General features: G+C 35.4%; 14 protein-coding genes. All 14 read left to right on the top strand.

Going from position 1 to position 12,557, the window contains the following annotated elements:
* Positions 1-110 precede the first annotated feature (110 nt).
* A complete protein-coding gene (locus MHH42_RS26645) occupies positions 111-1,127 on the top strand; it encodes a LytTR family transcriptional regulator DNA-binding domain-containing protein (RefSeq protein ID WP_097872997.1) in 1,017 nt (338 codons plus the stop codon).
* Between the two features lie 179 nt (positions 1,128-1,306).
* Entirely contained in the window at positions 1,307-2,149 is an 843-nt protein-coding gene (locus MHH42_RS26640) for an ABC transporter ATP-binding protein (protein WP_097872998.1), read from the top strand.
* Positions 2,149-2,853 carry an ABC transporter permease gene (locus MHH42_RS26635; protein ID WP_097872999.1) on the top strand — a complete coding sequence of 235 codons (705 nt, stop codon included), beginning with the start codon at positions 2,149-2,151 and terminating at the stop codon, positions 2,851-2,853. The genes MHH42_RS26640 and MHH42_RS26635 overlap by 1 nt, the downstream gene beginning before the upstream one ends.
* A 161-nt stretch (positions 2,854-3,014) precedes the next feature.
* Positions 3,015-3,935 (top strand): M23 family metallopeptidase, encoded by a 921-nt coding sequence (locus MHH42_RS26630; protein WP_097837572.1) that lies wholly within the window; start codon positions 3,015-3,017, stop codon positions 3,933-3,935.
* A gap of 244 nt (positions 3,936-4,179) precedes the next feature.
* Positions 4,180-4,314 (top strand): hypothetical protein, encoded by a 135-nt coding sequence (locus MHH42_RS26625; protein ID WP_000008898.1) that lies wholly within the window; start codon positions 4,180-4,182, stop codon positions 4,312-4,314.
* Between the two features lie 306 nt (positions 4,315-4,620).
* Positions 4,621-4,893 (top strand): sporulation transcriptional regulator SpoIIID, encoded by a 273-nt coding sequence (gene spoIIID / locus MHH42_RS26620; protein ID WP_000544012.1) that lies wholly within the window; start codon positions 4,621-4,623, stop codon positions 4,891-4,893.
* Positions 4,894-5,203: 310 nt separating this feature from the next.
* Positions 5,204-6,205 carry a rod shape-determining protein gene (locus MHH42_RS26615; RefSeq protein ID WP_000457991.1) on the top strand — a complete coding sequence of 334 codons (1,002 nt, stop codon included), beginning with the start codon at positions 5,204-5,206 and terminating at the stop codon, positions 6,203-6,205.
* A gap of 492 nt (positions 6,206-6,697) precedes the next feature.
* Positions 6,698-7,132, top strand: a complete 435-nt coding sequence (gene fabZ / locus MHH42_RS26610) for a 3-hydroxyacyl-ACP dehydratase FabZ (protein ID WP_000931959.1) — start codon at positions 6,698-6,700, stop codon at positions 7,130-7,132.
* A gap of 346 nt (positions 7,133-7,478) precedes the next feature.
* Positions 7,479-8,156 carry a CpsD/CapB family tyrosine-protein kinase gene (locus tag MHH42_RS26605; protein ID WP_141489361.1) on the top strand — a complete coding sequence of 226 codons (678 nt, stop codon included), beginning with the start codon at positions 7,479-7,481 and terminating at the stop codon, positions 8,154-8,156.
* A 261-nt stretch (positions 8,157-8,417) separates the two neighbouring features.
* A complete protein-coding gene (locus MHH42_RS26600; protein WP_097873000.1) occupies positions 8,418-9,161 on the top strand; it encodes a YveK family protein in 744 nt (247 codons plus the stop codon).
* Positions 9,151-9,852, top strand: a complete 702-nt coding sequence (locus MHH42_RS26595) for a CpsD/CapB family tyrosine-protein kinase (RefSeq protein ID WP_097873001.1) — start codon at positions 9,151-9,153, stop codon at positions 9,850-9,852. The genes MHH42_RS26600 and MHH42_RS26595 overlap by 11 nt, the downstream gene beginning before the upstream one ends.
* Before the next feature lie 110 nt (positions 9,853-9,962).
* A complete protein-coding gene (locus MHH42_RS26590) occupies positions 9,963-10,730 on the top strand; it encodes a tyrosine-protein phosphatase (protein WP_097873002.1) in 768 nt (255 codons plus the stop codon).
* Positions 10,731-10,969: 239 nt separating this feature from the next.
* Positions 10,970-11,842 carry a UTP--glucose-1-phosphate uridylyltransferase BpsC gene (bpsC, locus tag MHH42_RS26585; RefSeq protein ID WP_097873003.1) on the top strand — a complete coding sequence of 291 codons (873 nt, stop codon included), beginning with the start codon at positions 10,970-10,972 and terminating at the stop codon, positions 11,840-11,842.
* A 26-nt stretch (positions 11,843-11,868) separates the two neighbouring features.
* Positions 11,869-12,555 (top strand): sugar transferase, encoded by a 687-nt coding sequence (locus MHH42_RS26580; RefSeq protein ID WP_097873004.1) that lies wholly within the window; start codon positions 11,869-11,871, stop codon positions 12,553-12,555.
* The last annotated feature ends 2 nt before the right edge of the window (positions 12,556-12,557 follow it).

Below are 12,557 nucleotides of genomic sequence, written 5' to 3'. Positions count from 1 at the left end.
AGGCTATCCTTTCATTTGGATAGCCTTCTTTTTATGTGTTTCATAAAAATATCAAAATTTTCCATTAATTGTTTGGTATAATAGGATAAAAAGCATTTGGGGGAGACGAAATGGCGCTACTGGAGTTGAAACAATTAGGGAAGACGAACCAGTTACCAGCAATTGAGCTAGAGGTTGAGAAAGGACAATGTGTTGTTTTGCAATGTAATAACCATACAGCTAAAGTGTTGCATCGCATCATTATTGGTGAGGAAGAAGCTTCAACTGGCAATGTGCTATTTGGAGGCGAAGCGATTGGAAAGAAAAATTATTCCCGCATCGGTTTTTGTTTTTTGAAAGATGAAGCATATAATCGTTTGAAGGTGAAGGAATATTTTAAATTTTTGTTAGGGCTTTATGAATCAAAGATAAGTATAGAAGAAGTTGTACAATGTGTTGGTCTCCTAGATAAGTTAAACGTGAAAGTAGAAAAATTGTCATTTTCAGAGAAACGTCGTCTTCATATTGGACGAGTTATGATTCATAATCCGGATTTAGTTATTTTGGAAGAACCGGAGCAAAATGTAGATACGGAAAGTACGATTATTATTCGAAAAGCAATTATGAAAATGAAAGAGAAAGGAAAGGCGATTTTTATTACGTCCTCTTTCTTATCAGACGCTCTTTCGTTAACAGAAGATGTATACATATTAAACAACGATGGTGTGAAAAAGGTCGAAATGGAGCAAGAAGAAGTGGAAGAAGTGGAAGAAGTCGATGAAGAAAAAGTCGTTCAAATGATTCCGCAGATGAAATTAGAAAGAATACCAGCGAAGGTGAACGATAAAATCATTTTACTTGATCCGATGGAAATTCATTTCATTGAAACACAAAATGGAGTAACACATATTCATGTGCGTGAAGGTGATTTCGTATGTGCATTAACATTAAGTGAACTAGAAACGAGATTAACAGGATTCGGTTTCTTTAGATGTCATCGTTCGTACCTCGTTAATTTACAACGAGTACGAGAAGTTATTACTTGGACACGGAACAGTTTTAGTTTAATTTTGGATGATGAAAGAAAAAGTTCAATTCCGCTATCAAAAGGAAGAATGGATGAATTAAAAGGTGTAATTGGGCTATAAAAAGTGCTCCAATAGGATCGAAATATGATTCATTCACCGGTAAAAATACTCCTTTTACCGGTATTTTACTGCGCCTACCCTTTGTTTTTCATATGATTGAGTCAAGAAAAGCGAAACATACAAATCGAAACTTGCGAAAGCAAATTTCATCTATAAAGAAAAACAAAGGGGATGACGAAATGACATTGGCAATTGAAATGAAAGATGTAATGAAAAGTTTCAACGAAAAAACGGCACTTCGAAATGTAAATATTGAGGTGAAGCAAGGAGAAATTTTCGGATTCCTCGGACCGAGTGGATCTGGTAAAACAACAACAGTAAAAATATTAACTTCTCAATTACTTCATAGTGTTGGAACAGTAAGGGTATTAGGGAAAGACATTACAGGACCAAGTAGCGTTGATTATAAACGAATTGGTATTTTAACAGACAACAGCGGCTTATATGAAAGACTTAGCATTTATGATAACTTACTATTATTTTGCGACTTATACGATTGCAAAAAAGAACGAATCGATGAAGTGCTAGCACAAGTGAATTTATTAGATGATAAAAAAACATTAGTAAAGAAACTATCAAAGGGAATGAAGCAGCGTGTCACACTAGCAAGAGCAATCCTTCATAAACCAGATATCCTCTTCTTAGATGAACCAACATCCGCACTCGATCCAGTTAACGTACAAAACATTCATAAAATCTTAAAAGACTTAAATAAAGAAGGAACAACGATTTTCTTAACGACGCACAATATGGAAGAAGCAGAAACGCTTTGTAACCGTATCGCCTTTCTGTGCGGCGGAGAAATTGTAACGCTTGATACACCAGAAAACCTTCGCTTACAATACGCGAAAGATCAAATACAAGTCGTATTAAAAGATAAGCAAAAAGAAGTAGTGCAAAAAGATGAATTAGGTGCAAAACGTATTTCAGAATGGATGAAAAAAGGTGAATTACTATCTATTCATTCACACGAGCCAACATTAGGCGATATCTTTATTGAAGTTACTGGGAGGGGATTATAATGACATTTTCAATGAGACGTGTATCAGCTATTTTTAGAAAAGAAGTACAAGATTTTAAGACAAATTCACAAGTGTTATTAATGGCATCTTTACCAATTATATTTGCATTTATATTTAGCAGATTTGGAGAAGGGCGCAAGGGGGTTGGCATTATTACTTTAATGGCCTTTCTATTTGTTGCAGGGTTTGTTCAATCAATGGTAATAGCAGAAGAAAAAGAAAAACATACGTTACGTGTGCTAATGCTATCACCAGCTTCTTCTGTTGAAGTTCTTCTTGGGAAAAGTATATTAACAGCATGTTTGACGTTGGGCATTTGTATTGTGAACTTATTCATTTTGGACCAATTCGGTGGAAATCTTTTATTACTAGGATTTATTTTCTTATGTGGAACAATTCTATTTATTGTGATTGGAACAATGATTGGATTGTTAGCTGAGTCTGTACCGCAAACATCACTCATTGGAATGCCGATATTAATGACGATGTATTTAGCTGTACAATTTGAGCCAATGGTTGAAAATAAAGTAATTAAGGCGATGATCGAGTATCTTCCAACATCTCATATTGCCAAAGCGATTAACAGCTTAGTAGAGGGAGCGGGATTTAGTAGTATTAGCGGACATGTCTTGAATGTTGGAGTGTGGCTTATTCTTTCGCTTATTGCATGTTTAATCGTATATAAAAAGAAACAAATGGACTAAAAACTGAGCTGGAAATGCTCAGTTTTTTCTTTTTTCATCATTTCCTCGGAAATTTTACAATTTCTATACATATTTTTACATAATTTGTCGAAAAGTAATTAGTTATACGTTGTATAGGATACATGAATATTGTTCAAAATGATTGCTGAGGTGATGATGGAATGCGAGGAAGAAATAATAAAAAGTCGCAAAAGGTAGTACATTTATTTCAAAAAAGATGGGTGTTTCCGGCACTATACATTGCTTGTGCAGCGGTAATCTTAGTGGTTGCGCTATGGTTCCAAGGAGCTAATCCGAAGAAGACTCCGAACCAAGATCAAGCAACACCGTATACGCAATCGGAAGATCCAGCAGTACCAGTAACGAAATCTTCAGAAGTAGTGAAAATGCCAGCTGCCGCTAATGCGGAAGTAGTCGTGCAGAAGAAATTCTATGAAGATGCAGCAACTGAGGCGGAACAAGAAAAAGCACTTGTTTTTTATAACAACACATATTCCCCGAATAAAGGAATTGACATTGCTGCGAAAAATGGAAAAGAGTTCAATGTTGCTGCTGCTTTAAGTGGTACAGTAACGAAAGCTGAAAAAGATTCACTTCTTGGTTATGTTGTAACAGTTGATAGTGGAAATGGTGTAGCAGTTTCTTATCAAAGCTTAGGCAGTGTGAAAGTAGAAAAAGGTGCAAGAGTTGCACAAGGTGAAGTATTAGGAAAATCCGGTCTAAGTGCAATGAATAAAGAAGCAGGTTCTCATGTTCACTTTGAAGTACGTAAAGACAATGTGGCTGTGAACCCTGAGCGCTACTTAAATAAATCAGTAGCAGAAATTAAAGCTGATGCAGGTGCTACAAAGGCAACGAATGCTTCTGGTAAAAAAGCTGATGACAAATCTCAAAAAGAAGAGAAGTCAACGAGCACGAAACCAGAAAGTAAAACAGAAGATAAGTCTCAAAAAGAAGAGAAATCAACAAGTGGTTCGACTAGTGATAAAGAGACAAGCGGCAAACAAGAAGAAACGAAGAAAGAAGAAAAATCAACAAATGGTTCTACAGAATCATCTAACGATTCTTCTTCACAAGAATAAGAAAGTGAAAAAATCAGTTCTCATTAGGAGAACTGATTTTTTTATTTTTATCCTGCTATTTGCGGCCGGTAAGACCCCTATCTCAAAATTTAGCGAAAGCAAAGGTTAGGGGGATTAACTGCCCGTAAAAGCCCGATTATTAGTTGAACTTTATATAAAAATAATCAATTTCGAGAAAAAAGTTGCAATAACAAGGAAAAATGACGAGATTCTCGAATATATATTACAAAAGGGAGGGGATACTGTGTCGTTTTTGTTTGTTCTGTCGATTGCTATTATATTATTGTTTGTTTTATTTACTTTGTATTATTATATTGCCGGTAAGAAGGAAGTTCCCCACCATCAATTGTTAGAAGAAGAATATGATCGAGAAGAATGACACCTTTTAAACAAGGTGTCATTTTTTTGCCAAAATAGTCATTGTTAACGTATTTCTCACAAAAAAACGTAATTTTTCTTAACTTAGTCCGCAAAAATAGTGAACATGTAGCATATATCAGTAGTGCGGGCAATACAATGGTATAAACCAAAGCAAAGAGAGTGTTTGAGGTGAGAAATCGTGAATCATTTCATTATAAATCCAAGAATGTTTAACGCTTACAAACAGCACTCACACTTACTTCTTAGTCGTATGCAGCGAGGCTCATTTCACACTTCTCACATCCAATTTAGGGAGGCGAGTGGTGTGCACGATTACATCAAAGAGAGAACTATCAAGATTGGTAAGTATATCGTGGAGACAAGAAAGACAGTGCGTGTAATTGCAAAGGAATTTGGGGTATCAAAGAGTACAGTTCATAAAGATTTAACAGAACGTCTACCAGAAATTAACCCAGAGCTCGCAAATGAAGTGAAAGAAATTCTTGATTATCATAAGTCTATTCGTCATTTAAGAGGGGGAGAAGCAACAAAGCAAAAATATAGAAAAGAAGATGTAGAAAAGCCTGTACGTCAATAAAGTGAAACTTTAATCAGTGGGGCATGCCTCACTGATTATTAGTCTTCAGCAATCGGGCGTTTGCAGGCTTTTTGTCGTTCGCTCAACTCTTCTAAACTCGTCGGATTGATTTTGAGATGAGAGTCTTACCGTCCGTTAATATAAGATAAATATACGTTAGCAAACATTCCACGTGCATTCGGTAATATTTTTCAGAAGAATTCTTTTTGCGAATATTACGTTTCTGTTAAATTTATGATAAAATCAGAAATTAGGTGTAAAAGAATTCGGGTGTAACCTGATTTTGAATATCGAGGAGGAAAAGACGGGAATGTTTGCGCGAGATATCGGAATTGACCTAGGTACGGCTAATGTATTAATTCATGTTAAAGGTAAGGGTATTGTATTAAATGAGCCATCTGTTGTGGCAATTGATCGTAATACAGGTAAAGTATTAGCAGTAGGTGAAGAAGCAAGAAGTATGGTGGGACGTACGCCTGGTAATATTGTAGCAATTCGTCCACTTAAAGATGGTGTAATCGCAGATTTTGAAATTACAGAAGCGATGTTAAAGTATTTCATTAACAAGTTGGACGTAAAGAGCTTCTTTTCAAAACCTCGCATTTTAATTTGTTGTCCAACAAATATCACATCAGTAGAACAAAAAGCAATTCGTGAAGCTGCTGAACGTTCAGGTGGTAAAACAGTATTTTTAGAAGAAGAACCAAAAGTAGCCGCAGTTGGTGCGGGTATGGAAATCTTCCAACCAAGCGGTAACATGGTTGTTGATATTGGTGGAGGTACAACAGATATCGCTGTACTATCTATGGGTGATATTGTTACCTCTTCTTCTATCAAAATGGCTGGCGATAAGTTTGATATGGAGATCTTAAACTACGTTAAACGTAAGTATAAGCTATTAATTGGAGAACGTACTTCAGAAAATATTAAAATTAAAGTCGGTACAGTATTCCCAGGTGCACGTAGTGAAGAGCTTGAAATTCGCGGACGTGACATGGTGACAGGTTTACCACGTACAATTACAGTATGCTCTGAAGAAATTACAGAAGCACTAAAAGAAGACGCGGCTATCATTGTACAAGCTGCAAAAGGCGTACTAGAGCGCACACCACCAGAACTATCTGCGGACATTATAGACCGCGGTGTTATCCTAACAGGCGGTGGAGCTTTACTACACGGTATCGACATGCTTCTAGCAGAAGAATTAAAGGTACCAGTATTAATTGCTGAAAACCCAATGCAATGTGTTGCGGTTGGTACAGGTATTATGTTAGAGAATATCGACAAATTACCACGTCGTGCTTTGAAATAAAGTGAAACTTTCATCAGTGGGCACCCAACTGATTATTAGTGCACAAAAGGCTGGATAAAGTAGAAGGAACTAAGGTGTAAACCTTAGTTCTTTTTTATTTTTCTATTTTTTTATTTCGATTTTTTGCGAAAATGAGAGAAAAATAAAGAAAAACGGAGGAAACAGGTAAAATATTCATATATATGGTTAAATTTAATATTTCCTTATTTGAAAACGTTTATAATATAATGAGTCGAATACGACATTAAGGCAAATAATGTTTCAATACATATTGCCTTTCCCTAATCTGGGCATACACTCTTTTCTACCTCCGTGTCAGTTGCAGGAATGTGCAACTATTTTAAGGGAATAGAGTGTGTGCATTTTTTTATATTGAGAAGTAAGTATACTAAATATAAAAATTCACTTTGTAATGACAAACAATAAACAAAATGGGATAATAACAATATGTCCAAGTGGTAAGACCAATATTACAAAAGGGGCGATCATTACATGCTAAATATAGAACAAATTAAAGAAATCATTCCTCACCGCTATCCATTTTTACTTGTTGATAAAATATTAGAAGTAGATGAAGGAAAAAGAGCGGTTGGAATTAAAAATGTATCTGCAAACGAAGAATTCTTTAATGGACACTTCCCTGACTATGCAGTTATGCCTGGCGTACTTATTGTAGAAGCGTTAGCACAAGTCGGAGCGGTTGCTGTATTAAAGAAAGAAGAAAACCGTGGAAGACTTGCTTTCTTCGCAGGTATCGACAATTGTCGTTTCAAAAAACAAGTACGCCCTGGTGATCAACTTCGCCTAGAAGTTGAAATGACACGTGTACGTGGCCCGATCGGAAAAGGAAAGGCAATTGCGACAGTAGATGGTGAAGTTGCATGTGAAGCTGAAATCACATTTGCAATTGGTGATAAAAAAGAATAGAGAAAAAATAAAAAAATCTCCTTGTGAACGTACAAGGGGATTTTTTTATTTATAATATATAGCGATGAAACAATAAAATACAAACTAATCAGAAAATTAGTTGTCAATAGATGGGAATTACCATATGATTACTTTATCATTTATTTAGAAAATGGGATAAGTGATAAAGGTAATGAAGAAGTAAGGGCATTGTCATATTGTTAAGGCACTTATATAAGACAAAGTAGAATGTTATTGATTATGATGAGGTATGGGGAAATCAGCAAAAATATTAATTAGACGTATGAAATCGAGCATAAGAGAGAGGAAAGGGAAATATCGCATTTCACAAAAGGAGATTATGAGTATGTTCGGGAGAAAGAAAAGAAAACCATTACGACAATTAATTGCACATAAAGAGCCTAAATCGCGTATTACAGAACAATATCGTAACATTCGTACAAATATTGAATTTACATCTGTAGATAGTCATGTTCGTTCTATTATCATTACCTCGGCAGATCCAGGTGATGGAAAAACAACGACAATCGCAAACTTAGCAGTTGTTTTCGGCCAACAAGGAAAGAAAGTATTATTAATTGGAGCTGACTTGCGTAAGCCGACGATACAAAACTTATTTGCTATTCATAGTTCAAATGGGTTAACGAACTTATTATCAGGACAAGCAAAGCTTATGCAATGCATTCAAAAAACAGATATAGAGAACGTATATTTAATGGCAGCAGGTCCAATCCCGCCAAACCCAGCAGAATTATTAGGGAGCCGGACAATGGACGAAGCATTGCTAGAAGCATATAACATGTTTGATATTATTTTAATCGACACACCACCTGTCCTTGCGGTTACGGATGCACAAATACTAGCGAATAAATGCGATGGAATCGTACTCGTTGTACGCAGCGAAAAGACAGAAAAAGATAAAATCGTAAAAGCGAAACAAATATTAGATAAAACATCAGGAAAAATACTCGGTGTCGTTTTAAACGATAAAAAAGAAGAAAAAGAGCAATATGGCTATTACTAAAATATGAAAAAGCCAACAAAAATTTTTGTTGGCTTTTTATTGTTTTCTGAAAATTATTTATCAAGTTATACACTATAAAAACATGATATGATAAAATCTTTGGGAAATCATTGGAATGTGTTGTCATATTTAAGATTATTTTGTAAGATTAAACTTGTTTCTTGTGAACAAATATAGAACTGAATGATTAAAAATAAAAAATGTAAGATTTATATGTTATAATTTTTCCTATGTGTAAATTTTAGAAAGTTGGAGGAACTTATGGAAGAAACAATTAATCTAAAAGAGTTATTTCATATCTTAAAAAAACGTTTAGCAATGATCCTCGTAATCGCCTTTGGTGCAGCTATTGTAAGTGCTATCATTAGCTTCTTCTTTATGACACCAATCTATCAATCTTCGACGCAAATTCTTGTTAACCAGAAGAAACAAGAAGGGGCGGCAATTCAATACAATGAGGTACAAACAAATATTCAATTAACAAATACATACAAGGTTATTATTAAAAGCCCTGTTATTTTGGACCAAGTGAAAGAAAAATTAGGTTTAAATATAACAGTACAAGAGCTAAATACGAAAATTGAAGTAGCTAACGAGAAGGACTCACAGGTAGTAGCGGTAACTGCGCAAGATAAAGATCCAAAACTAGCTCGTGATATTGCTAACACAACTGCAGAAGTGTTTCAAGGTGAAGTTGCTAAAATTATGAGTGTTGATAATGTAACCGTATTATCAAAAGCAGAAGTTGCAGAAAATCTATCTCCAATTAAACCACGTCCAATGCTAAATGTAGCAATCGCTTTCGTTGTTGGTTTAATGGCTTCAGTTGGTCTTGCATTCTTACTAGAATACTTAGATAACACAGTGAAAAAAGAAGAAGATGTAGAAAGCTTACTTGGCTTACCAGTGTTAGGTATTGTAGCTCGTATGGATGAAGAAACATTGAACGTGAGATCACACGCTTCATCATCAAGAAAAGTGAGGGGACAAACAATTGGCTCTTAATTTATTTAAAAAGAAAAAAAATCATCGTCAACGTCGTCAATTAATTGCTCATCAACAACCGAAATCACCAATCTCAGAGCAATATCGTAATATTCGAACGAATATCGAATTTGCAGCTGTTGATACAAATTTGCATTCGTTAATGGTAACATCTGCGAACCCAAGCGAAGGGAAAACAACAACGACAGCTAATATGGCAGTTGTGTTTGCCCAACAAGGAAAGAAAGTATTATTAATTGATGCGGATATGCGTAAACCAGCGATGCATCAAATGTTTCAAGTTGATAATATTTTTGGACTAACGAACGTACTAACACATAGTGAACGTTTAGAAAAATGTGTGCAAACAACATTAGTTGATAATCTACAATTTTTAGCTTGTGGTCCAATCCCACCAAATCCAGCAGAATTGTTAGGTTCAAAATCAATGAAAGAACTTCTTGGACAAGCATACAGCATGTACGACTTAGTTATTTTTGATATGCCACCTATTTTAGCTGTTACCGACGCACAAATTATGGCAAATGTATGTGATGCTTCTATCCTTGTCGTTCGTAGTGAATCGACTGAGAAGGAAACAGCAGTAAAAGCAAAAGGATTGTTAGAATCGGCTAAAGGTAAATTGTTAGGCGTCGTTCTGAACGATCGTGAACGTGAACAAGGCCTATATTATTATTACGGTGCAAACTAATTAAAAGAGTGAGATATGGTTGAAACATATCTCCTTTTTTCCCTTGAATATGAGATATATCTCATATTCAAGGGAAAAAAGATTACTAGGAGAGAGGGAGGATAAAATAAATGATTGATTTACATTGTCACATTTTACATGGCATCGATGATGGTGCACAAACAGTAACAGATAGCTTAGCGATGGCGCAGCAAGCCGTAGCAGAAGGAATACATACAATCGTCGCAACGCCGCACCATCAAAATGGGAAATATGTAAATGAGCGTACTTCCATTATTCATCAAGTGAAGCAATTAAATAATGAACTACAACAACATAATATTCCACTTACTATTTTACCGGGGCAAGAGGTCAGGTTATATGGTGATTTATTAGAAGACTATGACGCTGGTAAAATTGTTACTTTAAACGAAACAAATAAATATATATTCATTGAATTTCCATCTAATCACGTACCACGTTATGCTGAACAATTATTATACGAATTAAGTGTTAAGGGAATGATTCCAATTATCGTTCATCCAGAACGTAATGCCGAGTTAATAGAGCGGCCAGATAAGTTATATAACCTTGTTAATAAAGGTGCGCTCACGCAAGTAACGGCAGGTAGCTTACTAGGAAAGTTCGGTAAAAAAATTAAAAAGTTTTCATTTCAACTTGTGGAACATAATTTAACACATATGGTTGCTTCAGATGCGCATAACATAACGTCAAGAGGATTTCATTTAGCGGAAAGTTACGAATTAATTGAAAAGGAATTCGGAATGAGTGTTATGAGTGACTTAAAAGAAAACCCGTATTTATTAATTGGTGGGAAAGCAATTTATAAAGAAGATCCAGAACAAATTCGCCGCAAAAAATTGTTCGGTATTTTTTAATAAAGAACAGGTGATGTCTCCTGACCGTTATCAACGGAGGCACTCGGTCGTGCTGTGGGTAGAAAATTTATTTTCGAACCTACCTTAGACGCTTGTCGTCGGGAGTATGGCGTGAGGTTGGGTTAGATGCCCATATTTTATTTATAATAGAAACTCTACCTATGGAGTTATAGATATGACTCCATAGGTAGGGTTTTTGTTATTGTTACATATAAATAAAAAGATACGGGGGGCTGAAATTGAAAAGAGTAAGAAAAGCAATTATCCCAGCAGCTGGTCTTGGGACAAGATTTTTACCAGCAACGAAAGCGATGCCAAAAGAGATGTTACCAATCGTTGATAAGCCGACAATTCAATACATAATAGAAGAAGCGATTGAATCAGGAATTGAAGATATTATTATTGTTACCGGAAAAGGAAAGCGCGCGATTGAAGATCATTTTGATCATTCTTTTGAACTAGAACAAAACCTTTTAGAAAAAGGAAAGTATGAAATGCTTGAAAAGGTACAAGCTTCTTCAAGAATTAACATTCATTACATAAGACAAAAAGAACCGAAAGGCTTAGGCCATGCAGTATGGTGTGCACGTAAGTTTATTGGTAATGAACCATTTGCGGTATTACTTGGTGATGATATTGTTCAAGCAGAAACACCATGTTTACGTCAATTGATGGATCAATACGAAGGTACACAATCGTCAGTTATTGGTGTACAAACAGTAGCTGAAAATGAAACGCATCGTTATGGCATTATCGATCCGGTAGAACAAAGTGATCGTCGCTATCAAGTGCGCCAATTTGTTGAAAAGCCGGCAGAAGGTACAGCTCCATCAAATTTAGCGATTATGGGTCGTTACGTATTAACACCAGAAATCTTTATGTTCCTTGAAAACCAGCAAACAGGTGCTGGTGGAGAAATTCAGTTAACGGACGCGATTCAACGATTAAATGAAATTCAACGAGTGTTTGCTTATGACTTTGAGGGGACTCGTTATGATGTTGGAGAGAAATTTGGATTTATTAAGACAACGATTGAGATGGCACTTCAGCATGAAGAATTGAAAGAAGAATTGATGAAATATATGAATGAACTTGTAAAGAAGGAAAAGTAAATGTATAAAGGTGAGGTGGGAGAGCATTGACCTTGGCAAAAGTATCAAGCGGAGATCTGGAAAAAGAAAATAATATAGAACTGAACTGGGAAAAAGTAAATGCACGTAAAGGATATTTAGTAGCTAAACGTTGTATTGATTTTGTTGGAGCGTTATGTGGACTACTTCTATTATCTCCTGTTTTTTTGGTTGTAGCAATGTTGATTAAATATGAAGATCCGAAAGGGCCTGTGCTGTTTAAACAAATTCGTATTGGAAAAGATGGAAAAGAATTTTATATGTACAAATTTCGCTCAATGGTTATAGATGCGGAAGAGAAATTAAAGGACTTATTAAAACATAACGAAGTATCTGGTGCAATGTTTAAAATGAAAGAGGACCCTCGGGTCACAAAAATCGGGAAATTTATTCGAAAAACAAGTATTGATGAACTGCCACAGCTATTAAATGTATTAAAAGGTGAAATGAGTTTAGTTGGACCACGTCCACCGCTTCCAAGGGAAGTAAAGGAATATACAGCGTATGATAAGCAGCGTTTACTTGTTACCCCAGGATGTGCGGGACTTTGGCAAGTAACGGAGAGAAATAGTGTTGGATTCAAAGAAATGGTTGAACTAGATTTAGAATATATAAATAAACGAAGCATACTCTATGATTTGAAAATCATCTTTAAAACGATTCAAATTATGATTAAGTCTAATGGAGCATCTTAGTA

Source organism: Bacillus sp. FSL L8-0099 (assembly GCF_038006385.1).
In the GTDB taxonomy this organism is placed as follows: domain Bacteria; phylum Bacillota; class Bacilli; order Bacillales; family Bacillaceae_G; genus Bacillus_A; species Bacillus_A toyonensis.
Note: the sequence above shows the minus strand (reverse complement) of the source record. Positions and strands in the feature narration are given on the sequence as shown.